Origin of the sequence: Nocardia jejuensis NBRC 103114 (genome assembly GCF_001613145.1) — a bacterium.
Taxonomy (GTDB): domain Bacteria; phylum Actinomycetota; class Actinomycetes; order Mycobacteriales; family Mycobacteriaceae; genus Nocardia; species Nocardia jejuensis.
In genome coordinates, this window is sequence record NZ_BDBU01000037.1 from 117,385 (window position 1) to 141,942 (window position 24,558).

General features: G+C 67.7%; 24 protein-coding genes. 16 read left to right on the forward strand and 8 right to left on the reverse strand.

The genetic code is table 11. The features are described 5' to 3' along the window. The first annotated feature begins 17 nt into the window (after nt 1-17). On the forward strand, nt 18-1,475 hold the full coding sequence (locus NJ1_RS27540; RefSeq protein WP_067699556.1) for a TerD family protein: 1,458 nt from the start codon (nt 18-20) through the stop codon (nt 1,473-1,475). 40 nt (nt 1,476-1,515) lie between these two features. Here NJ1_RS27540 and NJ1_RS27545 read toward each other — a convergent pair whose 3' ends face one another. Next, nucleotides 1,516-2,499, reverse strand: a complete 984-nt coding sequence (locus NJ1_RS27545) for an NAD(P)/FAD-dependent oxidoreductase (protein ID WP_067699634.1) — start codon at nt 2,497-2,499, stop codon at nt 1,516-1,518. A gap of 83 nt (nt 2,500-2,582) precedes the next feature. Here NJ1_RS27545 and NJ1_RS27550 point away from each other — a divergent pair, with 83 nt between their 5' ends. Next, nucleotides 2,583-3,170 carry a helix-turn-helix domain-containing protein gene (locus NJ1_RS27550; protein WP_067699558.1) on the forward strand — a complete coding sequence of 196 codons (588 nt, stop codon included), beginning with the start codon at nt 2,583-2,585 and terminating at the stop codon, nt 3,168-3,170. Nucleotides 3,171-3,271: 101 nt separating this feature from the next. Here the strand turns inward: NJ1_RS27550 and NJ1_RS27555 are convergent, their stop codons facing one another. Together NJ1_RS27555 and NJ1_RS27560 are read right to left on the reverse strand one after the other, a co-directional pair. After that, complete coding sequence (locus tag NJ1_RS27555; protein ID WP_067699560.1) at nt 3,272-3,934, reverse strand: FMN reductase; 663 nt, start codon at nt 3,932-3,934, stop codon at nt 3,272-3,274. Then, nucleotides 3,931-5,076 (reverse strand): LLM class flavin-dependent oxidoreductase, encoded by a 1,146-nt coding sequence (locus NJ1_RS27560; RefSeq protein ID WP_067699562.1) that lies wholly within the window; start codon nt 5,074-5,076, stop codon nt 3,931-3,933. The genes NJ1_RS27555 and NJ1_RS27560 overlap by 4 nt, the downstream gene beginning before the upstream one ends. A gap of 147 nt (nt 5,077-5,223) precedes the next feature. On the opposite strand from NJ1_RS27560, the gene NJ1_RS27565 reads away from it, so the two are divergent. The 6 genes from NJ1_RS27565 (at nt 5,224) to NJ1_RS27590 (ending at nt 12,055) form a co-directional block, all read left to right on the forward strand. Next, the gene (locus NJ1_RS27565) at nt 5,224-6,057 is read left to right on the forward strand and encodes a hypothetical protein (RefSeq protein WP_067699564.1); all 834 of its coding nucleotides are present in this window, start codon (nt 5,224-5,226) and stop codon (nt 6,055-6,057) included. 106 nt (nt 6,058-6,163) lie between these two features. After that, nucleotides 6,164-7,198 (forward strand): DUF4389 domain-containing protein, encoded by a 1,035-nt coding sequence (locus NJ1_RS27570; protein WP_067699566.1) that lies wholly within the window; start codon nt 6,164-6,166, stop codon nt 7,196-7,198. Between the two features lie 201 nt (nt 7,199-7,399). Beyond that, complete coding sequence (locus NJ1_RS27575; RefSeq protein WP_067699568.1) at nt 7,400-7,999, forward strand: TetR/AcrR family transcriptional regulator; 600 nt, start codon at nt 7,400-7,402, stop codon at nt 7,997-7,999. Next, nucleotides 7,996-8,859 (forward strand): 3-hydroxyacyl-CoA dehydrogenase, encoded by an 864-nt coding sequence (locus NJ1_RS27580; RefSeq protein WP_067699570.1) that lies wholly within the window; start codon nt 7,996-7,998, stop codon nt 8,857-8,859. Before NJ1_RS27575 ends, NJ1_RS27580 begins: the two co-directional genes overlap by 4 nt. A gap of 67 nt (nt 8,860-8,926) precedes the next feature. Further along, entirely contained in the window at nt 8,927-10,693 is a 1,767-nt protein-coding gene (locus tag NJ1_RS27585; RefSeq protein ID WP_067699572.1) for an oleate hydratase, read from the forward strand. 297 nt (nt 10,694-10,990) lie between these two features. Beyond that, on the forward strand, nt 10,991-12,055 hold the full coding sequence (locus tag NJ1_RS27590) for an alpha/beta hydrolase (protein ID WP_067699574.1): 1,065 nt from the start codon (nt 10,991-10,993) through the stop codon (nt 12,053-12,055). A 145-nt stretch (nt 12,056-12,200) separates the two neighbouring features. Here NJ1_RS27590 and NJ1_RS27595 read toward each other — a convergent pair whose 3' ends face one another. Next, the gene (locus tag NJ1_RS27595; protein ID WP_067699640.1) at nt 12,201-13,133 is read right to left on the reverse strand and encodes a LysR family transcriptional regulator; all 933 of its coding nucleotides are present in this window, start codon (nt 13,131-13,133) and stop codon (nt 12,201-12,203) included. A gap of 141 nt (nt 13,134-13,274) precedes the next feature. Between NJ1_RS27595 and NJ1_RS27600 the strand changes: the two genes are divergently transcribed. The 4 genes from NJ1_RS27600 to NJ1_RS27615 all read left to right on the forward strand — a co-directional run bounded on the left by NJ1_RS27600 (nt 13,275) and on the right by NJ1_RS27615 (nt 15,970). Further along, on the forward strand, nt 13,275-13,967 hold the full coding sequence (locus NJ1_RS27600) for a type 1 glutamine amidotransferase domain-containing protein (protein ID WP_067699575.1): 693 nt from the start codon (nt 13,275-13,277) through the stop codon (nt 13,965-13,967). A gap of 5 nt (nt 13,968-13,972) precedes the next feature. Beyond that, nucleotides 13,973-14,536 carry a TetR/AcrR family transcriptional regulator gene (locus NJ1_RS27605; RefSeq protein ID WP_067699576.1) on the forward strand — a complete coding sequence of 188 codons (564 nt, stop codon included), beginning with the start codon at nt 13,973-13,975 and terminating at the stop codon, nt 14,534-14,536. Nucleotides 14,537-14,658: 122 nt separating this feature from the next. Continuing rightward, a complete protein-coding gene (locus tag NJ1_RS27610) occupies nt 14,659-15,072 on the forward strand; it encodes a nuclear transport factor 2 family protein (protein ID WP_067699577.1) in 414 nt (137 codons plus the stop codon). 103 nt (nt 15,073-15,175) lie between these two features. Next, complete coding sequence (locus NJ1_RS27615; protein ID WP_067699579.1) at nt 15,176-15,970, forward strand: SGNH/GDSL hydrolase family protein; 795 nt, start codon at nt 15,176-15,178, stop codon at nt 15,968-15,970. On the opposite strand, the gene NJ1_RS27620 is transcribed toward NJ1_RS27615, so the two are convergent. Next, entirely contained in the window at nt 15,952-16,527 is a 576-nt protein-coding gene (locus tag NJ1_RS27620; RefSeq protein ID WP_067699641.1) for a TerD family protein, read from the reverse strand. The two genes, NJ1_RS27615 and NJ1_RS27620, sit on opposite strands and share 19 nt — an antisense overlap. A 422-nt stretch (nt 16,528-16,949) precedes the next feature. After that, on the reverse strand, nt 16,950-18,557 hold the full coding sequence (locus NJ1_RS27625) for a carboxylesterase/lipase family protein (protein ID WP_084478914.1): 1,608 nt from the start codon (nt 18,555-18,557) through the stop codon (nt 16,950-16,952). A 355-nt stretch (nt 18,558-18,912) separates the two neighbouring features. Here NJ1_RS27625 and NJ1_RS27630 point away from each other — a divergent pair, with 355 nt between their 5' ends. Both NJ1_RS27630 and NJ1_RS27635 read left to right on the forward strand, forming a co-directional pair. Then, on the forward strand, nt 18,913-20,124 hold the full coding sequence (locus NJ1_RS27630) for a cytochrome P450 (protein ID WP_067699643.1): 1,212 nt from the start codon (nt 18,913-18,915) through the stop codon (nt 20,122-20,124). 117 nt (nt 20,125-20,241) lie between these two features. Further along, nucleotides 20,242-20,631 (forward strand): hypothetical protein, encoded by a 390-nt coding sequence (locus NJ1_RS27635; RefSeq protein ID WP_157574248.1) that lies wholly within the window; start codon nt 20,242-20,244, stop codon nt 20,629-20,631. A gap of 102 nt (nt 20,632-20,733) precedes the next feature. Here the strand turns inward: NJ1_RS27635 and NJ1_RS27640 are convergent, their stop codons facing one another. Next, nucleotides 20,734-21,198: a PaaI family thioesterase gene (locus tag NJ1_RS27640; protein ID WP_067699645.1), complete on the reverse strand. Its 465-nt coding sequence runs from the start codon at nt 21,196-21,198 to the stop codon at nt 20,734-20,736. A 165-nt stretch (nt 21,199-21,363) separates the two neighbouring features. Here NJ1_RS27640 and NJ1_RS27645 point away from each other — a divergent pair, with 165 nt between their 5' ends. Together NJ1_RS27645 and NJ1_RS27650 are read left to right on the forward strand one after the other, a co-directional pair. Next, entirely contained in the window at nt 21,364-22,005 is a 642-nt protein-coding gene (locus tag NJ1_RS27645) for a GntR family transcriptional regulator (RefSeq protein ID WP_067699647.1), read from the forward strand. After that, the gene (locus NJ1_RS27650; protein ID WP_067699583.1) at nt 22,005-23,228 is read left to right on the forward strand and encodes an MFS transporter; all 1,224 of its coding nucleotides are present in this window, start codon (nt 22,005-22,007) and stop codon (nt 23,226-23,228) included. The genes NJ1_RS27645 and NJ1_RS27650 overlap by 1 nt, the downstream gene beginning before the upstream one ends. A 27-nt stretch (nt 23,229-23,255) precedes the next feature. Here NJ1_RS27650 and NJ1_RS27655 read toward each other — a convergent pair whose 3' ends face one another. Beyond that, nucleotides 23,256-24,416, reverse strand: a complete 1,161-nt coding sequence (locus NJ1_RS27655; protein ID WP_067699585.1) for an acyl-CoA dehydrogenase family protein — start codon at nt 24,414-24,416, stop codon at nt 23,256-23,258. Nucleotides 24,417-24,558 lie beyond the last annotated feature (142 nt).

Genomic DNA, 24,558 nt, shown 5'->3' on the forward strand with positions numbered 1-24,558 from the left:
GCACGAAGGACAGACTCTTGGCTACGACACTCGTGAAGGGGCAGAACGGGCCCCTGTCCGCTGCCGATGTGGTGATCTCCACCCAGGTCGGGGCCGCGGCCGATCTCTCGGCGTTGCTGGTGACCGATCAGGGGCGGGTCCGCACCGATTCGGACTTCGTGTTCTACAACCAGCCCAGTGGTCCCGGCGTGCAATTGCGCGGGGGTTCCGGCGGGGCCCCCGGCGCACTGGCGATCTCGCTCGGCCAGGTGCCGGCGGATATCTCCCAGATCCGCGCGGTCATCACCCTCGACGGCGCGGGCGCCACCTTCGGGCGCATCGCACCGCCCACCGCGCTGGTCGCCGACGCGAACGGTAATGCGCTGTACGAGTACCGAATCGACGGGCTCAGCACCGAATCCATCGTGATCGCGGTGGAACTGTACCGCCGCGGCGGCGCGTGGAAGGTCCGCGCGGTCGGGCAGGGCTACGCGGGCGGTTTCGCGGCGCTGGTGACCGATCACGGGGTGAGCGTCGGGGATACGCCGACGCCGAACGCGGCGCATCAGCCACCGTCCGCCCGGGCGCATCAGCCACCGCCCGCTCAGGCGTATCCCCCACCCACACAGCCGTTTCCGGCGGCCGGGCGGTCCTACCCGCCTCCGCCACCCGCACCGGCCCCCGCCTATCCACCGCCCGCGCAGTCGTACCCGCCGCCGACGCAGTCGTATCCCCAACCGGCACAGTCCTATCCGCCACCCGCGCCGTATTCCGCTCCGGCACAGTCTTATCCGCCGAGTCAACCCCCTCCGAATCAGCCCCCGCCCTACCAGTCCCCCGCCCCGCAACCGCAGCAGCCGCCACCGCCGACCCAGCCGTTCCCGGCCACCCCGCCCAGCGGAGAGGTCTCACTGGCCAAGGGCCGCCCCGTGAGTCTGGCCAAGGGCCAGAAGGTCACCCTCCGCAAGGAGGGCGGTGTCGCGCTGACCCGTATCCGAATGGGTCTGGGCTGGGATCCGGCCAAGCGCGGCGGTCTGTTCGGAAGCCGCACGGTGAACATCGATCTCGATGCCTGGGTGGCGATGTTCGACAGCGGGAACCTCGTCGATGTCGCCTATTACGGCCAGCTGACCTCCAAGGACGGGTCGATCCGGCATCAGGGCGACAATCTCACCGGTGAGGGCGAGGGCGACGACGAGGTGATCCTGGTCGACCTGAACCGGATTCCGGCGCGGGTCTCCACGCTGCTGTTCATCGTGACCTCCTACCAGGGACAGACCTTCGAGCAGGTCAGCAATGCCTACTGCCGCCTGATCGACGAGACCACCGCCGCCGAACTCGCCCGGTACTCGCTGGCGGGCGGCATGCCCTTCACCGGCATCGTGATGGCCAAGATGTTCCGCGCCGACGGCACCTGGAAACTTCAGGCCATGGGCGACGGATTCCAGGCCAAACATCCGGGCGAGGCGGTTCCGCAGCTCGGGCGGTTCCTGTAGGGCCGCCCGAATGACGGAGCGGCCCTGACGGTAGGCCCGCTCAGCTCACCGGAACAGCTTCCGGCCGAGCGCTGTTGCGATACTCCTCGACCGCCGCGCGGGTCTCCTCGGCGATCAGTTCGGCATTGATCTGGGCGGCCGCGACCACCGCGGCCGCCGCGGCGGCTCCCACCTGTGCGGTCAGGTCGGTGACATTGCCCGCGACCCAGACCCCCGGAACCTCGGTGCGCCCGGTCGGATCGGCCGCGATGTGCTCGCCCATACCCGAAACATGCTCCACCACGGACAGACCCAGCTCGGTGAGGAATCCGGCACGCGCGACCATGCGAGCCCCGGCCACCAGCACCTCGCGCGCGACCACGGCGCCGTCGCGCAGCCGGACCCCGCTGATCCGGTCGGCGGTGGTCTCCACGGCCACCACTTCGCCTGTCACCACGCGGATTCCACGCGCGGCGAGTTCCTCGGCCTGCTCGGCAGAGGGCATCGGACCGGTGTGGACGAAGTAGGTGAGGTCGGCACTCCACTGCCGGAACAGCCCGACCTGGTGCAGTGACATGGGCCCGGTGCCGAGCACGCCGATGGCCCGATCACGGACCTCCCAGCCGTGGCAGTACGGGCAGTGCACCAGATCTCGTCCCCAGCGCTCGCGCAGTCCGGGGATGTCCGGCAGCTGATCGACCAGGCCGGTCGTCACCAGCAGCCGACGAGCCCGGACCGTGCGTCCGTCCGCGAGCGTCACCTCGAACCCGTCGCCCACGCGCACGGCCGAGGTGACCGTCGCGTCCACCACGTGACCGCCGTACCGGCGCACCTCGCCGCGCCCCTGCTCGACCAGGTCGGCCGGCGCGATGCCCTCCCGCCCCAGCAGTCCGTGCACACCCTCGGCGGGTGCGTTGCGCGGGGCTCCCGCGTCGATCACCGCGACGGAGCGCCGGGCCCGCCCGAGCGTGAGCGCACCGCTCAATCCGGCCGCGCCGCCGCCGACCACCACCACGTCGTATTCGTCCCTCAGCTGATCGGTCACCGTGACCACCTCCTTGCCGACCACCTTGCCGGGACACCCGACGAAGTGGCAAACAACTTTGCCGTTATGGCAAACTCGCAGGTATGGACGGTGACTTCGAGAAAGCACTGGACGCGGTCGGCCCCCGGCTACGCGCCCTGCGCAAGCAGCGCGACACCACGCTCGCGGATCTGTCGACCGAGACCGGCATCTCGGTGAGCACGCTGTCCCGCCTGGAATCGGGCGCCCGCCGTCCGACTCTCGAACTGCTGCTACCGCTCGCGAAGGCCTACCGGGTCACCCTCGACGAACTCGTCGACTCGCCACCCACCGGCGATCCGCGAATTCATATGCGGCCCTTCATCCACAACGGGATCACCACCATCCCCCTGACCCGCCGACCCGGTGGCATCCAGGCCTACAAGATGGTGCTGCCCGCCGGCGTGCGCCAGGAACCGGATCCGAAGACCCACGAGGGCTACGAGTGGATGTACATCCTCAGCGGCCGACTGCGTCTGGTGCTGGGTGAACACGACGTGGTCCTGTCCCCCGGCGAGGCAGCCGAATTCGACACCCGCGTCCCGCACTGGTTCGGCCCCGCCGGCAACGAGTCGGTCGAGATCCTGAGCCTGTTCGGCAAGCAGGGCGAGCGCGCCCACCTGCGCGCCGCCCCGAAATCAGCGAACGGCTGAGCTCGACGCGCACTACCGGAACGACGGACCCCCCGATCGTATCGAGGGTGCCTGCTACCGAATTACTTTGTCCGCCAACAGGTTGCGCCGTGGCGGTCGGCTCAGATCACCGGTCCGCTACCGGAATGACCCGCCAGCAGCTGACTGAAGGGGGTTACCGCGCGCAGTGCATTGCCGGAGGTGCGGCGTGGCGTGTGCGGATCCTGTGCGAATCCCTGGACCGCGACGGGCTCGGCGACGACCAGGGCGGCCAGCTCCGAGGCCGCGCGCCGGATGCGCTCGGTCAGGCCCGTGGAGCCGAAATCCGCTGTGGCGGCGAAGACTCCGGTCGGCACCACCACCGCGCGCAGATAGCTGAACAGTGGGCGCATGGCGTGATCGAGCACCAGCGAATGCCGTTCGGTGCCCGCCGTGGCGGCGATCAGCACCGGCATGTCGTTGAGCGCGTCGGTGTCCAGGATGTCGATGAACATCTTGAACAGACCGCTGTAGCTCGCGGTGAAGACCGGGGTCACGGCGATCAGGCCGTCCGCGGCCGAGACCTGCTCCCGCGCCGCGGCCACGGCGGGCGTGGGCAGCCCGCCGGTGGTCATGGTCGTGGCGAGATCCGTTGCCAGCTCCCGAAGTTCGATCACCTCGAACTCGACGCTCTCCCCGCGCCCGCCGACCGCGGCCGAGACCGCGGCGGCGAGCTGATCGGCGAGCAGTCGCGTCGAGGACGGCTGCGAGAGCCCGGCCGAGAGCACTACCACCTTGCGGCTCATTGCTCGTCACCTCCGTTCGCGGCCAGGACGCGGGCGCGAGCGGGCTCGACCAGATGGTGCGGCGAGTCCGGCCCGGCGGCGACCAGGCTGGTGTGGGTGGGCGGATCGCTCGGCACGTGATCGGGGCGGCGCAGCTCGAACTCCTTGCGCAGCACCGGAACCACCTCGCGGCCCAGGATCTCGATCTGCTCCAGCACCGTCTGCAGCGGCAGACCGGCGTGGTCCATCAGGAACAGCTGGCGCTGGTAGTCCCCCACGGTGTCGGCGAAGCCCAGGGTCCGCTCGATGACCTGTTCGGGCGTGCCCACGGTCAGCGGGGTCAGCTCGGTGAAATCCTCGAGCGAGGGGCCGTGCCCGTAGACCGGCGCGTTGTCGAAGTACGGCCGGAACCGCTTCTTCGCCTCGGCCTCGGTCTCGGCCATGAAGACCTGACCACCCAGTCCGACGATGGCCTGATCGGCCGCGCCGTGACCGTAGTGCTCATAGCGCTGCCGGTACAGGCGCACCATCTGCTCGGTGTGCTCCTTGTTCCAGAAGATGTTGTTGTGGAAGAAGCCGTCACCGTAATAGGCGGCCTGCTCGGCGATTTCGGGCGAGCGGATCGAGCCGTGCCACACGAACGGCGGGGTGCCGTCCAGCGGCGCGGGCGTGGCGGTGAAGCCCTGCAGCGGAGTGCGGAACTTGCCCTCCCAGTCGACCACCCGCTCACGCCACAGCGTGCGCAGCAGGTGATAGTTCTCCACCGCGAGCGGAATGCCGTCGCGAATGTCCTTGCCGAACCACGGATATACCGGTCCGGTATTGCCGCGGCCCATCATCAGATCCACGCGCCCACCGGCCAGATGCTGCAGCATGGCGAAGTCCTCGGCGATCTTCACCGGATCGTTGGTGGTGATCAGGGTGGTCGCGGTGGACAGGATCAGGTGCTCGGTGCGCGCCGCGAGGTAGCCGAGCAGGGTGGTCGGCGAGGACGGGACGAAGGGCGGGTTGTGGTGCTCGCCGGTCGCGAACACGTCCAGCCCGACCTCCTCGGCCTTCTCGCCGATGGCGACCATGGCCGCGATGCGCTCGGCTTCGCTGGGCGTACGACCGGTGGTCGGGTCGGTGGTCACGTCTCCGACGGTGAAGATTCCGAACTGCACGGTGGTCTCCTCGGCTCTACGAACTACTTGGTGGATATGTCAACCACTTGAACAGGCGACCGTCTCTCGATATTCCGTTCCCGTCACGCTACCGCTCGAAGCGGCAAATCCCCAGGTCACGCGGTCCCGAGGGCTATAGTTTCCGACATGCCATCCGACCTCGACTTCGAGTGGGACAACGGCCCGGACTCCGCGGAAAGCCTCTGGGACGAAGCCTTCGCGGCCATCGACTCGATGATTCCGGACTCCTGCTTCGAGGACGACGATCAGGCGCACGTCATCGGTACGGTCGCGGCGCGGCGCAACGGGGTGCTGGTCGGCATCACCGAGGTCTACGACGAAGAGGGCAACGGCGGAGTCGCCTCCATGCACGGCGCGTACGTGCCGCGCGAGGTCCGGCGCATCCTGTCCGGCTATTACGACGACTCGCCGATCACCGCGGAGGAATTCGCCGCCACCACCGGGATGTACCGGCTCGCGGTCGAACACCTCGCCGCGGCCGGATTCCGGGTGGTGCTGTTCGACGGGACCGACACCGCACCGGACGGCCGTGCCGCGGTGGAACTGTCGGCGCAGCCGATCCGGGAGCACGCCCGGGACTGGCGGGTGGAGCCCGCGACGTGGACGCGACCCGAGGACCTGCCCGATGTGGAGCTGGTGCGGGTGCGCGATCCGAACGAGGAGTCGGCGGAGGTCGAGCTGGAGACCGCGAACGGTTCGGTCCGCGCGTACCTGCTGGACCGCAGCGCCTACATCAATGCGGGCGAGGCGATCAGCCACGACGGCGGCGATCCGCGCGTGGTCGCCGCCCTGCTGGCCGCGCTCGTCACCCGATTACGCGAAAACTATCCGAATGCAATCGAATTGACGGTCTTCGAATTCGAGGACGATACGATTCGCGCCGCACTGCCATTGGCCGGTTTCGAAATCTGCGGCCGCCACGTCATGTACGAACTCCCGCTCGAAGCGGAAACACGCTGATCAATTCCCGATCGGGCGGTGGATCGGGAGTTACATTCGACTGCACGCAAGCAATTCCCGTGGCCACCGCACGACAATGGCCCGAACGAGAAGCGAGTGGACAGCAATGGCATATCCCGCCGAATATCCCGCCCAGGTTCCGGTCGTGAATCCGACCGTGGAATTGGATGTCTTTCCGCCGCAACAGCACACGCGCTGGACCATCCTGCTGCGCCTGCTGCTGGTCATCCCGCATCTGATCGTGCTGTGGGCGCTGAGCATCGCCGCGTTCGTGGTCGTGGTCTGCGGCTGGTTCGGCGCGCTCTTCACCGGCCGCCTGCCCCAGTGGTGCGGGGACTACCTGCGCTCGTACCTCGCCTGGGCTGCGCGGGTCCACGGCTACACCATGATGCTGGTGGACGACTATCCCCCGTTCACCCTGAATATCGCGGCCGACTACCCGATCCGCATGCTGTTCCCCGCGCCGACGGAACTGAACCGGCTCGCGGTGCTGTTCCGCCTGATCCTGGCGTTCCCGATCATCGTGCTGACGGGCTGGCTCAGCTCCGGCTGGGCGGTGGTGTCCTTCGTCCTGTGGCTGATCGTCCTGATCACCGGGCGCATGCCGCAGGCCGCGTTCGACGCGAGCGCGGCGGTGCTTCGTGCCGAGATGCGCACGGGCGCATACGTGTACATGCTGACCCCCACCTACCTCTCGGGTATCTTCGGCGATCCGATGGCGCTGCCGACGGTCGAGCCGGGCGCGGTGCGGGCCACCGAATACGGTGCGCCGCAGGCAGAACCGGTGCGCTACTCCGCGACCCGGCCGCTGTGGATGTCCCAGGGCGGGCGCATTCTGCTGATCGTCATGCTGGTGCTGGGCATCGTGTCCAGCTTCTTCCAGCGCGACACCTACGACTACGACGACAACGACAACGCGGTCTCGACCTCACGACTCGAGACCAAGGTCGCCGACGAGTACACCGACGACACCGGGCGCAGGTCCGCGGTCGTGAGCTGCCCGGACGAGTTGCCGGCGCGCTACGGGGCGTCGGTGAGCTGCACCGTGCACGACAGCGGCAGCGACATCCCGGCCACCGTGACCGTGGACGAGGTCAGCGACGGCGCCGTGCGATTCGATGTCACCATCGGTACCAACTGACCCGAGAACACACACGACCGAGCGCCCGGACCTTCCGGGCGCTCGGTCGTTTCCGGTGCCGCCCGCCGAGAGATCCGGACTTGCCATTTGAGTAGCTGAGCGTACGCTCGTTAATGAGTCCACTCATTTATCGGTCCGATTCGGAGGTGTTCGATGACAACGCCGTCAGGATCTCCCCATGTCGGACGCCGTATCACCAAGATGAACGATAAGCAGGCCAGGATCTTCGACGCGGCCTCTTCACTGTTTGCCGAACACGGTTTCGAGAGTGTGACCACGCAGCAGATCTCCGATCGCGCGCAGATCGCGGCCGGGACCCTGTTCCGCTACGCGGCCTCCAAGGGCGAGCTGCTGCTCATGATCTACAACGAGGATTTCCGGGCCGCTCTGGAGCGCGGCGCACTGGCCGCACGGACCCGGACCGATCCGGTGGAGGCGGTGATCGCACTGATCCGGCCGGTCCTCGAATCCGCCGATCGACAGGTCGAGAACACCGTGGCCTACCAGCGGGAACTGCTGTTCGGCTCGCCGGAGGATCGCTACCGGTCCGAAGGACTTGCCCTCGTGGCGCAACTGGAGGCCGCGATCGCCGAACGGCTGAGCGCTGCCGCGGGAGAGTCCGAGGCGGCCCGCGAGCAGGCCAGACTCGCCGGACGCAGTGTGTTCGCGGCATTGCATCTGGCGTTGGTACGGCCGGTGACCGGCGCGCATCCCGGCCACGACGCCTTCGCCGACCTGCGCGGCCAGATCGCCCAGATCATCGCCGGATTCTTCACATCATCGGAGAGGAAACAACCATGACCATCGATATTCGCAAGGTGACAGTGCTCGGCACCGGGGTGCTCGGATCGCAGATCGCGTTCCAGAGCGCCTTCCGTGGGTTCGACGTCACCGCGTACGACATCAGCGACGACGCACTCGAGGCCGCCCGCACCCGCTTCGACGGGCTCGCGCAGACCTATCGCAAGGAGGTCGAGGGCGCCGGGGACGGCAAGGCCGAACGGGCCGGGGCGAGCATCACACTGAGTTCGGATCTGGCACAAGCGGTCTCGGACGCGGACCTGGTCATCGAGGCCGTGCCGGAGGTGCTCTCGATCAAGCAGGACACCTACGAGAAGATCGGCAAGGCCGCACCCGAGCGCACCATCTTCGCCACCAATTCCTCCACGCTGCTGCCGAGCGCGATGAAGGACTTCACCGGCCGCCCGGATCGATTCCTGGCACTGCACTTCGCCAATCGCGTCTGGCAGTTCAACACCGCCGAGGTGATGGGCACGCCGGACACCGACCCGAAGGTGTACCAGGCCGTGGTCGATTTCGCCTCCGCCATCGGCATGGTGCCGATCGAGATCCACCGGGAGAAGGCCGGATACGTTCTGAACTCGCTGCTGGTGCCGCTGCTGAACGCGGGAATGGCATTGAGCGCGGGCGGGTACGCCGAGCCCGACGCCGTGGACAAGACCTGGCGGATCGCCACCGGCGCACCCATGGGCCCGTTCCAGATTCTCGACATCATCGGACTGACCACGCCCTACAACATCCTCGTCAACAGCGAGGATCCGAACGGCCCCAAGCTCGCCGAGTGGTTGAAGACCAACTACATCGACAAGGGCAAGCTCGGCATCGCCAGCGGGGAGGGCTTCTACAAGTACCCCGCCTAGACCGGACCCGCATCCGGCAGCAGGACAGTCACGAGCACTTCCAGCCGATCTCAGGGACAGGAGACTTATGTACTACAGCAGCGGCAACTACGAGGCCTTCGCTCGTCCACGCAAACCCGAAGGGGTGGACGGGAAGTCGGCCTGGTTCGTCGGTGCGGGACTGGCCTCGCTCTCCGGCGCGGCATTCCTGATCCGCGACGGACAACTGCCCGGCAGCAAGATCACCGTGCTGGAGGAGTTGAAGATCCCCGGCGGTGCGCTGGACGGCATCAAGGAGCCGAAGAAGGGCTTCGTGATTCGCGGTGGCCGCGAAATGGAAAACCATTTCGAATGTCTGTGGGATCTGTTCCGCACCATTCCCTCGGACGAGGTCGAGGGCAGCGTGCTGGACGAATTCTACTGGCTCAACAAGGACGACCCGAATTTCTCGCTGGAGCGCGCGACGGTGCGGCAGGGCCAGAGCGCCCAGACCAAGAACCTCTTCACGCTGAACGACAAGGCGCAGAAGGACATCACCCGCATCTTCCTGGCCACCCGCGGGGAGATGGAGGGCAAGCGGATCAACGAGGTGTTCTCGAAGGACTTCTTCGAGAGCAACTTCTGGATGTACTGGCGCACCATGTTCGCCTTCGAGGACTGGCACAGCGCGCTGGAGATGAAGCTGTACCTGCACCGGTTCATCCACCACATCGGCGGGCTGCCGGACTTCTCGGCGCTCAAGTTCACCAAGTACAACCAGTACGAATCGCTGGTGCTGCCGCTGTACAAGTGGCTGCTGGATCAGGGCGTGACGTTCCGATTCGACACCACGGTCACCGACGTCGACTTCGATCTGAGCGGGGATCGCAAGCAGGCCACCAGGATCCACTGGGAATCCGAGGGCGAGACCGGCGGCGTGGATCTGGGACCCGATGATCTGCTGCTGATGACCATCGGCTCGCTGACCGAGAATTCCGACGAGGGCGATCAGCACACCCCGGCGAAGTTGAACGAGGGCCCGGCTCCGGCCTGGGATCTGTGGCGTCGAATCGCCGCCAAGGACAAGGCTTTCGGGCATCCCGACGTCTTCGGCGGTCACATTCCGGAGACCAAATGGGAGTCCGCGACCGTCACCACGCTCGATCAGCGCATCCCGGACTACATCCAGAAGGTCTGCAAGCGGGACCCGTTCAGCGGGAAGGTCGTCACCGGCGGCATCGTGACCGCGAAGGATTCGAGCTGGCTGCTGAGCTGGACGGTCAATCGTCAGCCGCATTTCAAGCAGCAGCCGAAGGACCAGATCGTGGTGTGGGTGTACTCGCTGTTCGTGGACAAGCCGGGCGACTACGTGAACAAGACAATGCAGGAGTGCACGGGCGAGGAGATCACCCAGGAGTGGCTGTACCACCTGGGCGTGCCGGTAGCCGACATTCCGGAGCTGGCCGCCGAGGCCGCCAAGTGCGTGCCGGTCATGATGCCGTACGTGACCGCGTTCTTCATGCCGCGCAAGGCCGGCGACCGTCCGGACGTGGTGCCGAAGGGCTCGGTCAATTTCGCCTTCATCGGCCAGTTCGCCGAGACCAGCCGGGACTGCATCTTCACCACCGAGTACTCGGTGCGCACCGGGATGGAGGCGGCGTATCAGCTGCTCGGCATCGAGCGCGGCGTGCCGGAGGTCTTCAACTCGACCTATGACATCCGCAAGCTGCTCGCCGCGATGAGCCGATTGCGCGACGGCGATCCGGTGCGCATTCCGGGACCGGAGCTGTTGCGTCGCAAGATCGTGGGCAAGCTCGACTCCACCGAGATCGGTGAGCTGCTGACCGAATTCGGTCTGCTCGGCGACACGAAGTAAGGACATACGCGAAGGCCCGGTCCCTGGGGACCGGGCCTTTCCCGTTGTCCGGCCCAACTCCGGACCACGCCAACCTACCTGGTGTTATGCGCCCAGTCACATCGAGTGGTCGCGATCACACATACTCACGGCTATCGAATAGCAACATCTTCGGCCCATCGGGCGATAGGTACTTCGAGCTAGCGCGACAACGACTTCGGGTCGCTGCCGCGCCCATGCACGTATTGCCCGGTGCGGGGACCGGTTCCGGACGACCCTGCGGTCTCGTCACCGCTCGAGCGAAAGGATCGGCACACTATGCGATCGACCCGAAGACAGTCGGATTCACCGCCGGCAGCATCCGCGAAGGCGTTGCGGCGCACGGTCCTGGGAGTCACCCTCGCCATGATCGCATCGCTGGTCACGGCGATTTCCGGGAGTGCGGCAACGGCTTCGGCGGCGTTCAACCCGGCCGCCTTCGACTTCTGGGTCGACTCCCCCGCCATGGGTCCGATCAAGACGCGCGTGCTGCGCGCCGCGGACGGCAACACCAATCGCGTCGTGTACGTGCTCGACGGCATGCGTGCCCGCGAAGACCTCAACGGCTGGGAGATCGAGACCAATGTCGCCGAGACCCTGGCGAGTTGGAACATCAATGTCGTGATGCCGGTCGGCGGCCAGTCCAGCTTCTACGCGGACTGGAACGCCCCGAGTTCGTTCTTCGGCATCCCGCCAGGCACCGGTTCGGGCAATACCGGTTCCGGTGCGACCGACACGCTGTCCGGCGGGCCCGGCAAGAGCTACCGGTACGAGTGGGAGACCTTCCTGAACCGCGATCTGCGCGGGGCGCTGCGAGACCGGCTGGGCTTCAACCCGAATCGCAACGGCGTCTTCGGACTCTCCACCGGCGGCAGCGCGGCCCTGACCCTGGCCGCCTATCACCCCGACCAGTTCAGCTTCGCCGGATCCTTCTCCGGTTACCTGAACAACTCCGCTCCCGGCATGCGTGAGGCCATCCGCATCGGCATGATCGACGCCGGCGGCTACAACGTCGATTCCATGGCTCCGCCGTGGGGTCCGCAGTGGCTGCACATGGACCCCTTCGTCTTCGCACCGAACCTGGTGGCCAACAACACCCGGCTCTACATCGCCGCCGCCAGCGGTCGCCCCACCGCCAACGACGGACCCAACTTCGGCACCGTGAACGGCATGGCCCTCGAGGCACTGGCGCTGGTGAACACGCGAGCCTTCCAGGCCCGCATGGCCACCCTGGGCGGCGGCAATGCCGCGTGGTCCTTCCCCGCCTTCGGCATCCACGCCTGGAACACCTGGCAGGACGAGGCCAACCGCATGCTCCCCGACCTGTCCGCCAATATCGGCTAGGTCCGAGTCTCAGGGCTGGGTCCCAGTCTCAGCGCCAGGACCAAGTCTCGGATCGTCGAGCGATCCGCACGAGGGATGACCGCACTGCCGCTCGGTTCCGCCGGGTCTTTCCCGGGCCGACCCACGCCGCCGGGCAGCAGTGCGGTCAGTCCGCGCAGTCGCGCCAGACCTCGGCCACCTGCACCAGGCGGGCCCGTATCCGGTCCACGTGCGGACGCGCCTGACCACCGACGCGCCTGGCGAGGAAGACCGTATTGATCGGCGAGTCCTGCGGATCGAGCAGGGTCACCAATCCGCCCACCGCCAATTCCCGTTCGCAGAGATAGCGCGGCAGCACCGTCAGACCCGCACCCGCCGTCGCCGCGGAGAGCAGTGCCCGCAGATCGGGAATCACCAGGGCGGGTTCCGCTTCCAGCCGGGTGTCGAACACGTGCCGCCAGTAGCGCCGCACGATCGGCAGATCGGCCGCGTAGGACAGCAGCGGGATTCCCTGGAAGTCGTTGTTTCGCAGGGTATTCGGATCGATCCGGGCCGCGACCTCCGGAGCCGCCACGAGGATGAACTCCTCGTCGGCCAGCGGTTCGGACAGCACCGCCCGGCCCCGGGGGCGAATGGTCGAGATGACCAGATCCAGCTTGCCCACCCGCAGATCGGCGAGCAGGTCGTCCGCCAGTCCCGTTGTGACGGTGAGCCTTACACCATCGGCCAGCAGCGGAGCCAGGGACGGGAGCACCAGGGCCGCCAGCATCTCGGCAGGTCCGCCCAGCAGCACCGGTGGCTCGGGCGCCGGAGCCCGGCCGGGGTCGGGGTCCCCGATGACCGATGCCAGAGAGTCCAGCGGAACCGCCACCCGCGAGGCGAGATCGTGCGCGGCCGGGGTGGGCGTCACGCCGCGGGGCAGCCGCTCGAACAGCGGATGCCCGAGGTGCCGCTCGAGCGCCTGCAACTGAGTGGTGACCGTGGGCTGGGACAGACCGACCTGGGCCGCCGCGGCGGTGATGGATCCCGCCCGGTACACGGCCAGGAAGGTCCGCAGCTGCGACAAATCCATGGATCCATCGGCCTGCCTATGTCTCATATAGGCGAGTCTATTGGTCATCTGATGCATGAGTGCCTAGCGTGAGTCTCACGACGAACTGACATTCCGTATGGAAAACGTCAGTACGTCGAGAAAGTCAGTACGTCGAGAAATCAGACCACCGAAGCAGGGAGTATTCGAATGGCGAAGATCCTGTTCGTGATGACCGGCGCCGATCATTGGACGCTGGCCGATGGAAGCACACACCCGACCGGGTACTGGGCCGAGGAGTTCGCGGCCCCCTACGACGCGTTCACCGCGGCCGGTCACGAGATCGTGGTGGCCACGCCCGGCGGGGTGACGCCGACGGTCGATCGGGGCAGCCTCGCGCCCGATGCCAACGGCGGGCCGGAGGGTGCGGAGAAGGTCGCCGAAACCCTCCGCAAGGCAAGCGAATTGAGCACGCCGATCCGGCTCGAGGACGTGAAGCTCGACGAGTACGACGCCGTCTACTATCCGGGTGGCCACGGCCCGATGGAGGATCTGGCGGTCAGCGCCGACTCCGGTCGACTGCTGAACGCGGCGCTGGCCTCGGGCAAGCCGCTGGGCGTGGTGTGCCATGCCCCGGCCGCACTCCTGGCCACCGCCGATGCCGAGGGCAATTCCCCCTTCGCCGGATATCGCCTCACCGGATTCACCAATGCCGAAGAGAGGCAGGCGGGCTGGGCCGACAAGGCCAAGTGGCTGCTGCAGGACCGGGTCACCGCGCTCGGCACCGACTTCCGCGAGGGTGAGCCCTGGGCTCCGCACGTCGAGGTGGACCGCAACCTGTTCACCGGTCAGAATCCCGCATCGTCCGCCCCGCTCGCCGCGGAGCTGCTCGAAGCGCTCTGATCGGCATGGCCACGGACCGGACCGCGGACGTGCTCGACGCCACCCTGCGCTGCCTGCTGCGCTACGGGGCGCGGCGCACCACCATGGACGATATCGCTTCCGAGACAGGCGTTTCCCGGTCCGCGGTCTACCAGTACGTGCGCAACAAGGACGATGCCGTGCGGCGGCTCGCCGAGCGGCTGCACGACCGGGCGCTGTCACAGGCCCGCGCGGCCGCCGAGACCGACGACCCGCTCGCGGATCGCGTATTCGGAATCCTCGACGCCAAGTTCGAGCTGGCCGCGGGACCGTTCGGCGAATCCCCGCACGCCGCGGAGATTCTCGACGAGCAGGCGCGGCTCTGCGGCGATATCTGCCGCAGCTTCACCGGCGATCTGCACGGACTGCTCACCGATGTCCTCACCGGCGCGGACATCGAGCGCCCGGCCGATGCCGCACAGATCCTGCTGGCCACCACCATCGGACTGCTCTCGACGGGTCGGCGGGATCTGCTGCGCCACGCGACCGACACCGTGCTCGTCGGCCTCGGCACGAACTCCGCCTACCGCGACGCCGGGCTGCCTTCCTGAGCGGCGTCGAACCCATCTCCGTACCCGCGGCCGCACGCCTCGGAGCACTCTGGACAAGCTCGTATCGCTGGGGATAGGTTCGAGGGGTCCATATGCAACTAGTTGAGTATCAGAGGTGGGATATGCATCCGTTCCGCGCTGCCGTCGAGGCCCGCGACGATGTCGCCATCCAGGCGCTGCTGGCCGACGATGTCGTGTTCACCAGTCCGGTCGCCTTCAAGCCGTATCCGGGCAAGGCCATCACCGCGGCCATCCTGCGCACGGTGATCCAGGTGTTCCAGGATTTCCGCTACGTGCGCGAGATCGGTGCGGACGGCGGCCGTGATCACGCGCTGATCTTCGAGGCCACGGTCGACGGCAAATTCGTCAACGGCTGCGATTTCCTGCACTTCGACGACGAGGGCAAGATCGACGAATTCACGGTCATGGTGCGCCCGCTCTCGGCCGCGAACGCTCTGGCCGCCGCCATGGGCGAGCGCTTCGAGCAGATCCAGGCCGACGCCGTGGCCTACCTGGACGCGGCCGCTGCGGAGTAGCCGCAAAGGTTTACCCGCTGTCCACCGATCCGCCGCGACCGCGTTCCTCGGGAATGGTCCAGTCGTATTTCGCAGTCGTAGTTCGGCGAAGGGGCGATATCGCATGGGCGATGGCCGGTACACGCGCTATGTGGCGCTGGGCGACAGCCAGACCGAGGGCGTCGGGGACGGCAACGACGCCACCGGGCTGCGCGGCTGGGCGGATCGGCTCGCGGAGAAGGTGGCGCACACCAACCCCGAGTTGCAGTACGCCAATCTCGCGGTGCGCGGGAAACTGGCGCGCCAGATCCGCACCACGCAGCTCGACGTCGCGCTCGCTCTGCGCCCGGATCTGGTCACCGTGGTCGCGGGCATGAACGATCTGCTGCGCCCGCGCTTCGACGCCGACGAGGTGGCCGCCGATGTGGCCGCCATGTTCGCGGCGCTCACCGCCCAGGGCGCGGTGGTGGCGACGCTGACCTTCCCGGACGTCGCGCGCAATATTCCGCTGGCCCGACTGGTGCGCGGGCGGCTCGCCGCGATGAACGACCGGATCCGCGAGGCCGCCCGGCGGTACGGGGTGATCATCGCCGAGACCGGGCATCACCCGGTGGTGTCCGATCCGCGCATGTGGGCCTTCGACCGTCTGCACGCCAGCCCGCTCGGGCATCAGCGCATCGCCGAGGCCGTCGCGGAGGCGCTGCGCCTGCCCGGCAGCGACGATTCCTGGACACGGCCGCTGACCCCGCCGCTGCCGAACCGCGATCCGGTGAGCGTGATCGCCGGTGAATTCCGGTGGGCGGCAGCCGCTCTCATGCCCTGGGCGATGCACCGGGTGCAGGGCCGGTCCTCCGGCGATCGCCGGATCGCCAAAAGGCCCAGCCCGCTACCGATTTCGCCTCAGACGTTGACCCCGTAGTCCCTGGCGATACCCGCGAGGCCCGAGGCGTAGCCCTGCCCGATGGCGCGGAACTTCCATTCGTTGCCGTGCCGGTACAGCTCGCCGAAGACCATGGCGGTCTCGGTGGAGGCGTCCTCGGTGAGATCGAAGCGGGTCAGCTCCGAGCCGGTGGCCTGATCCACCACCCGGATATAGGCATTGCGGACCTGCCCGAACGCCTGCCGCCGCGCCTCGGCCTCGTAGATGGAGACCGGGAAGAAGATATTGGTGATCGTCGGCGGCATAGCGGCCAGGTCGACATTGATCACCTCGTCGTCGCCCTCGCCCTCACCGGTGAGATTGTCGCCGGTGTGCTCGATGGTGCCCTCGGGTGAGCGCAGATTGTTGTAGAACACGAAGTGCTGATCCGAGAGCACCCGCTGATTCGAGCCGCACGCCATCGCGCTGGCGTCCAGGTCGAAATCGGCTCCGGTGGTGGCCCGTACGTCCCACCCGAGTGCGACCGCCACCTTTGTCAGATTCGGTGCCTGTTTCGACAGTGAGACATTGCCGCCCTTGGCCAAGGTGACACTCATCGATCGTCCTTCCCTATCCCTGCGCTGTGCCTGCCCACTCGCCGATGTCAGCAGGCCGGCGTGGCCGCGATCGAGCTGATCGGCGATGACGGTGATGCGGCGTTGCAGGCCGAGCAACTCGACCAGATCCCGGTTCATGGGCAGGCCGCCGTCGGCCGCCTCCGTTGCCACCCGGACCGCTTCGTCGTGCGCGTCGAACAGGGCCGCGCGCAGTCGCACGGCCATCTCCGCACGCGCCGAGACCGGCCGAGCCTGCGGTTCCCCCTTACCGAGCATCACACTTCAAAGATACCGGCCGCGATGCCCGGACCAGACGAATCGACGCCGAATGGCCGGGCTTTCGGAAGCGGTCCGCGAAGGCACCGGACAACTCGGCCAAGTCGGTCAAATCGGTTCTGGCAAATCGGATCTCGCGAATCGAACTAGGGCAGCAACGGGAGGTCCTGCCAGAAGTCGCAGCGATGATCCGAGGCGAAATCGCCGGACACCTCACTGTCCACCTGGCGGAACCTCAGCAGCGCCGGGGCGTCCGCGTCGTAGCGCGGCGCGGCCTCGAGTCCGGCCGGATCGGGGGCGCCGCCGATCACGAAGCGCGTCCAGTAGCGCCGCATCTCATCGGCGAGGCGGCGCTGATCCGCGCTCATGACCCCCTGCAGCAGGAATCCGGCGTTCGCCAGATCGAAAAGGGACGGCAGTTCGCCGCCGTGATACGCGCCCATCGGGAAGCTGCTGGGTGGCGCGAGTGCGGCCCGATCGTCGAATTCATAGACGTACGTGGGGTTTCGGCGGCTCAGGTCGCGGATCTGGTCGTGCAGGGCGCACACCACCCGATCGGTCCAGGCGCGGGTCAGCGCCACGGCGGGCTGGGCGAATTCCGACACCGGATAACGCTGCGCCACCTGGTCGATCTGCCCGGTATCGAGCCCGTCCAGCGCGGCGGTCAGGGCGGTCCGGTAGTCGGCGGCCTCCAGCCGGGGGCCGAGCGGGATGCCGTACGACAGCCATGCCCAGAACGCCATCTCGTCGTGATTCGAGCCGACGAAGACCGGAACGTTCAGCAGGGCACCGGCTTTGAGGGCATCGCGGGGATCGCGCGCCAGCAGGTCGTTGCCGTACACCACCTTCGTCTGTTTCGGAGCCCGGTCGACCAGGGTCGCGGCCGGCAGCGCTCGCAGACACGCCGCGGCATCCGTTCCGCCGCAACCGACCTGCGCGGCCCAGTCGTCCCCGTTCGCCCGGGCGACGGACATCGGCACCGCACTGCACGGACCGCTCTGCATGACGGCGGCCTGGAACAGCCCGGTGGCTTCCGTGGTGGCCAGCAGTGCGCAGATCGAGATCGCCCCCGCCGATTCACCGGCCACGGTGACCCGCCCCGGATCACCCCCGAACGCCCCGATATTGCGCTGCACCCAGCGCAGCGCGGCCAGCTGATCCATCAGGCCGTAGTCCCCGGAGCCCGCTCCCTCGTCCAGGGCGCTCGCCGCCAGGAAGCCCAGCGCCCCCAGCCGGTAGTTGACGGTCACCACGATGACGCCAGCATCGTTCCGAGACACCAAAGGCGCTGCACCATAGGTACTTCCGTCACCCGTGGTGAGACCTCCGCCGTGCAGCCAGACCATCACCGGCAGCGCGCGGCCGTCGGCGGGCACCGTGCGCGGCGTCCAGACATTGAGATACAGGCAGTCCTCCTGCGTGGAACGCAGCCCGCCGACACCGATCCCCTGCGCGCATTTCGACCCCGCGCCCGAGGCCTCGCGCACCCCGGGCCAGGCCGCGACGGGCTCAGGCGGCCGCCACCTGCGCTCACCGACAGGCGCTGCGGCATAGGGGATTCCCGCGAACAACCGATGATCCGCCCGGACCGTGCCGTGCAGTTGCCCCGAGTCCACCGCGACCAGATCGGGCGCATCCGCCGGCGTCGCCCGCCCGTTCGGCGCACCGCCCGCCAGTACCGCCAGCAGCATCACCGCGACCGGAACCACCCCGCGCGTCCACCGCCCCGCCCACTCCCGCTTCCGCACGATCACCCGAGCCTCCTGGCCAGCAATGTGTTTCACGAACGCAGTTCGATGGTAGCCGTGCGTCTCAGACGCGCCGCCGGATTGCGATTCACCGCGTCGAGGTGCCGGGGCACGTCGACACCGGTCGATCGAGGCAGTCTCTGGACAGTCTCGAGCCAAGACAAATTGGCCCCGATGTCTCATTGCGTCAGCGCCGTGAACAGTGTGAATGCGGATATTCCGACCTCGTCGCATGCCGCACTCCCGCCTGCTGTCTCATCCCGAGACGCTGCTTGACACTCGATTCACCCCGAGAAACCGTGTGCGTCAGCGAGACAGCCCCGCCTCGAACACCTCTGCCTTCGGAGAACCCATGCCGCTGATGACACCGGACGCGATCGACATCTTCGACCCCGTTCACCTCGACGACCCGTATCCGCTGTACCGCCTGCTGCGGGAGCGGGCTCCCGTGTATCGCGTTCCCGGCACCGACTTCTACCTGGTGACGCCGTGGGATCTGGTGACCGAGGCGGTGAGTCGTCCCGCCGACTTCTCCTCCCATCTCACCGGGGTGCTGTTGCAACAGCCGAGCGGACCGCACTCGACCTTCGACCTGGACGGCGGAGGTCGAGCCGTGCATGTGCTGGCCACCGCCGATGATCCGGCTCACCTGGCGCATCGCAAACTGGTACAGCCGCTGCTGGCCAAGCGGATTCGCGAGCTGGCCACCACCGTCGGGGAGTCGGTGGACCGGCTCTGGCTGCGGGGCGTGCGCGACGATCGCATCGACTGGGCGGCCGATATGGCCGACCTGCTGCCACTGGCCCTGGTCGCGGACATCATCGGGCTGCCGCGAGATGATGTCCCCCAGCTGCTTTCGTGGGCGTACGACAGCACCGAGATGCTGGGCGGAGTCGTGGCCGCCGATCAGTTCGGCCGCTCGGTCACCGCGGCGGCCGAGCTGGCGGGCTATCTACATACGAAATTCCAGGCGGCCCTGCGCGATCCGGGGGACGATCTGCTCGGGGTGCTGGCGCGCGCCTGCGCGTCGGACCAGCTCACCGATGACGTCGCGGTGCTGATCCTGATCCAATTGGTCGGCGCCGGTGGCGAATCCACCGCCGGGCTCATCGCCAACTCGGCCCGTCTGCTCGCCGCCGATCCCGACCTGCAGAGCGAGATCCGTCGCGAGCCCGCCCTCATCGGCCCGCTGCTGGACGAGGCGCTGCGGCTCGAATCTCCCTTCCGGGGCCATCACCGCCACGTCACCCGCGACACCACACTCGGCGAAACCCGCCTCCCCGCGGGCAGTCACGTCCTGCTGCTGTGGGGCGCGGCCAACCGCGACCCCGCGAAGTTCGACGCGCCCGACACCCTGGACCTGGACCGTCGCAGCGGCGCGAACAATCTCGCGTTCGGCCGCGGCGTGCACTTCTGCGTGGGCTCCGCGCTGGCGAAACTGGAGGCCACCGCCGCGCTCACCATCCTGCTCGAGCGCACCGACCGCATCGAACTCGTGGACGAGGCACCCCCGAGCTGGGTCCCGAGCATCTTCGTCCGCCGCCACCGAACCCTCCCCCTGCGCATCTCCTGACCCGAAGCTCCGCCCTGATCTCCCGCCTTCGAGTTCGCGGCGATAACGCGCAGACCTCGGACGATGTCTCCCGCGCGCCTCCGATCGGGGCGGGCCGGGCACGGCATGATCGTCGGCGTGACTACCACCACCGCTCGCCGCGTCACCCTGGCCGTCGCCGCGCTCGGCGTGTCCGGAGTGATCGCCGCGCCCGCTCCCGCCATCGCCGATCCGGCTCCGCAGAAGATCGTGCTGGATTACTCGAAGGGCAAGTGCGCCAAGACCACACTGACCGCCCGGTCCGGCGTCCCCACCACGTTGGAGATCAACACCTCCGACAACTTCACCGATGACGCCAAGATCGATATGCAGGGCAATCGCATAGCGCTGCCCGACACCTACGCCGCGGTGACCACGAAGGTGGATCTCGGCATCCCCGGCCCGAGCGCCATCCCGTTCACCGTTTCGGGTTCGGAATGGCCGGGCAGCGCGGGCACCGGGTGCACGGGCTGGATCCTGATCGCCTGAGAGCCCGTCGGCATCGATCGAGCCGCGCACCGGGTGGGTGCGCGGCTCGATGCGTGCGAGCGGCCGCCCGGATCCCGGCCGGCCGCCGCGCTCGTGGATTCTCTACTTACCGTGCGTGCGCAGCTGGTACAGACCCTGGGTCTCGGCCACGACCACGCCGTTGGCGTCGGTGACGACGGCCTTCAGGGTGAAATCGGCCTTGCCCTTGGCATCGGCTTCCTCGGTGATCCGCGCGATCTCCTCGTCCGAGAGCGAGGCCTCGGCGGTCACATCGGTGGTCGCCGGACGGCGGAAGAAGATCTGCAGATCCTTCACCAGCGGGAAGTACTTCGCACCGTCGAAGCTGGAGATGGCGATCGCGCCACCGAGAATCTCCGCGACGGTGAACAGCACGCCCGCGTACATGGCGCCGAAGTGGTTGCCGTTGCCCTCGACCGGCACCTTGGTGGCCGCGTAGCCGGGCCGCACCTCGGTCGCCTGGACACCCATCTTGTGCGCGATCGGAATGGTGAATTCCAGCGCGCCGTTCATGACCTCGCTCAGCGGCGGGGCGGCATCGTTCGCCATGCGGACCTCCTCGTCCAAACTTACTGACAGCTTGCCAACAACGTGAATCATCGTGCCCGAAGTGGCGTGAGCGCAACTCAGGGCTCCCACCCCGGGTCCTCGCACCGGCCGTGAAGCCGGACACATCTCAGCAAATCATCCGATGTCTTGCCTAGTATGCAAGTCGTGTCCAAGACGTATTCGGCCGCCGAGCGAGCCTATCGGGAGGTCAAGGAGCGCATCCTCACCGGAGCGCTGCCGGGCGGCGAGCTGATCAGCGAGAACGAGATCGCCGCCGAGATCGGCACCTCGCGCACCCCCGTGCGCGAGGCGTTCCTGCGGCTCGAGACCGAGGGCTGGATGCGGCTGTATCCCAAGCGCGGCGCGCTGGTGGTCCCGGTGCCCTCGCACGAGGCCGAGCATGTGACGCATGCGCGCTATGTGGTGGAGACGGGTGCGGTCCGCGCCCTGACCGAGAGCGACCGGATCGCGCTCGTTCCCCGCCTGCGCGAATCCATCGACCGGCAGCGAGCCCTGGCCGCGGCGGGCGATCTCGACGAATTCGCCGTGGTGGACGCCGATTTCCACCGCGAGTACGTGGTGGCCGCCGACAATCCGCTGCTGACCGGCTTCTACGACTCCCTCCGCGAACGGCAGCGACGGATGAACACCGTTGCGCTGCATCGCGGGGAGATCCACACCGATCGAATCATCGAGCAGCACACCGGAATCGCGGATCTGATCGAGGCCGGAGACACCGAGGGGTTCGCGACCGCGCTGGCCCGGCACCTGATGACCGTGCACGGCGTGCGCCTGAGAGGGCTGTGATGTCCACCGTCCTGTCCCCCGCCTCCCCCGCGATCGGCGCCCGCAGCACCCGGGCGTGGCTGAGCGTCTCGGCCGCCATCTTCGCGATCGCCTGGGGCGGAAACGAATTCACGCCGCTGCTGGTGATGTACAAGCGCGACGGGCTGCCCGTCACCACCGTGGATCTCCTGCTTTTCGAGTACGTGCTCGGCATCGTGCCCGCGCTGCTGATCGGCGGGCCGCTCTCGGATCGCTACGGCCGCCGCCCGCTCATGCGGCCCGCACCGTTGATCGCGGCCGCCGGATCACTGCTGCTGGCCTTCGGATCCGAGTCCGTTCCCATGCTGTCCGCCGGCCGAGTGCTGTGCGGCGTCGCACTGGGACTGGCCATGGCGGTCGGGAGCAGTTGGCTCAAGGAGCTCTCACAGCCGCCCTTCGCCGCCGAAAGCGCTTCGGGCGCGGGCGCTCGCCGTTCGGCCATGAGCCTGACGAGCGGATTCGGCGTCGGCGCGGGCGTGGCCGGCGTGCTGGCCCAATGGGGCCCGTGGCCGGACTCGCTGCCCTACCTGATCAACGTCGCACTGTGCGCCGGAGCTGCCGCACTGCTGTTCCGGGTGCCGGAAACGACTGCCCCCCAACCGAATCCGGCCCGGCTCCGGGACGACCTCAAGGTTCCGGCGGCCGGGCTGCACCGCTTCCGGTTCGTCGTGCTGCCACTGGCGATCTGGCTGTTCACCTGCTCGGCGGTGGCCTACGCCGTCATGCCGACACTGATGATGCCCAAGGTGCAGGGTGCGCCCATCGCGTTCTCGGCGCTGATCACGGTGATCACGCTGGGCTGCGGGTTCGCCATCCAGTCCGTGGCGCGCCGGATCGACAAGCCGGGCGGCATCCGCCTCCCGGCCCTGGCGCTGTCCCTCGTGATCGGCGGAATGGCCTTGGCCGCAGCGGCTTCGGCCACCCTGACACTCTGGCTGACCATCGCCACCGCCGTCGCGCTCGGCCTCGGCTTCGGTATCGGCATGGTGGCGGGGCTGCTCGAGATCGAGCGGATGGCGCAGCCGCGGGATCTGGCGGGACTCAACGCCGTTTACTACGCGGTGAGTTATCTCGGATTCGGCGTGCCCGCGGTGATGGCAATGCTGCACGGCGGCACCGGAATCGGCTATCCGGCCATGTTCATCGCGCTGGCGTTCGCCGCGGCGGGCTGCCTGACACTCCTCGCCCGCAACCGCCGCGGCTGATCTCTCCGGAGCTGTTCGGTCACGACCTCACAGCGAGCGGGAGATGATCTCCTTCATGATTTCGCTGGTGCCACCGTAGATCCGGTTCACCCGCGAACCCGTGTACATGTTCGCGATCGGGTACTCCATCATGTAGCCGTAGCCGCCGAAAAGCTGCAGGCAGCGATCGACGACCTTGTCCGCGGTCTCGGCGGCGAACAGCTTGGCCATCGAGGCGGTCGCGGGATCGTTCTTGCCGTCGATGTACTGCCCGATGGCGAAATCGACCAGCGTCTTGATGGCCAGCGCCTCGGTCTTGCATTCGGCGAGGGTGAAGGCGTTGTGCTGGAACTTGCCGATCGGGCGGCCGAACGCCTCACGCTCACGCGAGTAGCGCAGCGCCTCGAGCACCGCGGCCTCGGCGAGGGCGGAACACAGGCTCGCGATGATCAGCCGCTCGCGGGCGAGCTGCTCCATGAGCTGATAGAAGCCCAGACCCTCCTGCTCGCCGAGCAAATTGGTGACCGGGACGCGCATATCGGTGAAGAAGAGCTCGCGGGTGTCCTGCGCGTGCTGGCCCATCTTCTCCAGCACCCGGCCGCGCTCGAAGCCGGGCAGGTTCTCGGTCTCGGCCACGATCAGCGAGACGCCCGCCGCGCCCTGACTCGGATCGGTCTTGGCGACGATGACCAGCAGATCGCAGTGGGTGGCATTGGAGATGAAGGTCTTGGACCCGTTGATCACGTAGTGATCGCCCTCGCGGATCGCGGTGGTGCGCACCGCCTGCAGATCCGATCCGGTGCCGGGTTCGGTCATCGCGATGGCCAGGACCTTCTCACCGCTGATGATGCCCGGGAGCCAGCGCCGGCGCTGCTCCTCGTTGCCGTACTTGTAGATGTAGTGCGACACGATCGGCGAGTGCACGGAGAAGCCGAAGCCGTTGTCGTGCGCGTAGACCAGCTCCTCCTGCACGATCGCCTGCATGCCGTAGTCCCCGGCCGCCCCGCCGAACTCCTCGGGCAGGTCCAGGCCGAGCAGGCCGGCGTCGCCGGCCTTGTTCCAGAATTCGCGATCCACCATGTGCTGCTTGCTCCAGCGCTCACGGTTGGGGGCGATCTCCTTGCGGAATAACTCGGCGGCGTGCTTGCGCAGTTCGCGGTGCTCGTCGGTTTCCCAGGTCGGGCGGTAGTCAGGGAAAAGTTCGGACATCGTTGTTCGCTTTCTTCGGCTGCCGGGGCGCTCGGGACAATACGTCTGTAAAGCCCACAGGTCAACGATAGTGCGAACTACTCCGCATGACCACTATCGAGGTCGGAGGCACCGTGTGACCCGCACCGCGGCCCGCGGCGCG

Bases quoted from the DNA above. Each gene is read 5' to 3' on its own strand.
- NJ1_RS27550 (WP_067699558.1), top strand. From the start codon at position 2,583: ATGGACGGTGACTTCGAGAAAGCACTGGACGCGGTCGGCCCCCGGCTA.
- NJ1_RS27650 (WP_067699583.1), top strand. From the start codon at position 22,005: ATGTCCACCGTCCTGTCCCCCGCCTCCCCCGCGATCGGCGCCCGCAGC.
- NJ1_RS27585 (WP_067699572.1), top strand. From the start codon at position 8,927: ATGTACTACAGCAGCGGCAACTACGAGGCCTTCGCTCGTCCACGCAAA.
- NJ1_RS27575 (WP_067699568.1), top strand. From the start codon at position 7,400: ATGAACGATAAGCAGGCCAGGATCTTCGACGCGGCCTCTTCACTGTTT.
- NJ1_RS27600 (WP_067699575.1), top strand. From the start codon at position 13,275: ATGGCGAAGATCCTGTTCGTGATGACCGGCGCCGATCATTGGACGCTG.
- NJ1_RS27615 (WP_067699579.1), top strand. From the start codon at position 15,176: ATGGGCGATGGCCGGTACACGCGCTATGTGGCGCTGGGCGACAGCCAG.
- NJ1_RS27605 (WP_067699576.1), top strand. From the start codon at position 13,973: ATGGCCACGGACCGGACCGCGGACGTGCTCGACGCCACCCTGCGCTGC.
- NJ1_RS27620 (WP_067699641.1), bottom strand. From the start codon at position 16,527: ATGAGTGTCACCTTGGCCAAGGGCGGCAATGTCTCACTGTCGAAACAG.
- NJ1_RS27595 (WP_067699640.1), bottom strand. From the start codon at position 13,133: ATGAGACATAGGCAGGCCGATGGATCCATGGATTTGTCGCAGCTGCGG.
- NJ1_RS27590 (WP_067699574.1), top strand. From the start codon at position 10,991: ATGCGATCGACCCGAAGACAGTCGGATTCACCGCCGGCAGCATCCGCG.
- NJ1_RS27630 (WP_067699643.1), top strand. From the start codon at position 18,913: ATGACACCGGACGCGATCGACATCTTCGACCCCGTTCACCTCGACGAC.
- NJ1_RS27580 (WP_067699570.1), top strand. From the start codon at position 7,996: ATGACCATCGATATTCGCAAGGTGACAGTGCTCGGCACCGGGGTGCTC.
- NJ1_RS27565 (WP_067699564.1), top strand. From the start codon at position 5,224: ATGCCATCCGACCTCGACTTCGAGTGGGACAACGGCCCGGACTCCGCG.
- NJ1_RS27570 (WP_067699566.1), top strand. From the start codon at position 6,164: ATGGCATATCCCGCCGAATATCCCGCCCAGGTTCCGGTCGTGAATCCG.
- NJ1_RS27655 (WP_067699585.1), bottom strand. From the start codon at position 24,416: ATGTCCGAACTTTTCCCTGACTACCGCCCGACCTGGGAAACCGACGAG.
- NJ1_RS27555 (WP_067699560.1), bottom strand. From the start codon at position 3,934: ATGAGCCGCAAGGTGGTAGTGCTCTCGGCCGGGCTCTCGCAGCCGTCC.
- NJ1_RS27640 (WP_067699645.1), bottom strand. From the start codon at position 21,198: ATGGCGAACGATGCCGCCCCGCCGCTGAGCGAGGTCATGAACGGCGCG.
- NJ1_RS27610 (WP_067699577.1), top strand. From the start codon at position 14,659: ATGCATCCGTTCCGCGCTGCCGTCGAGGCCCGCGACGATGTCGCCATC.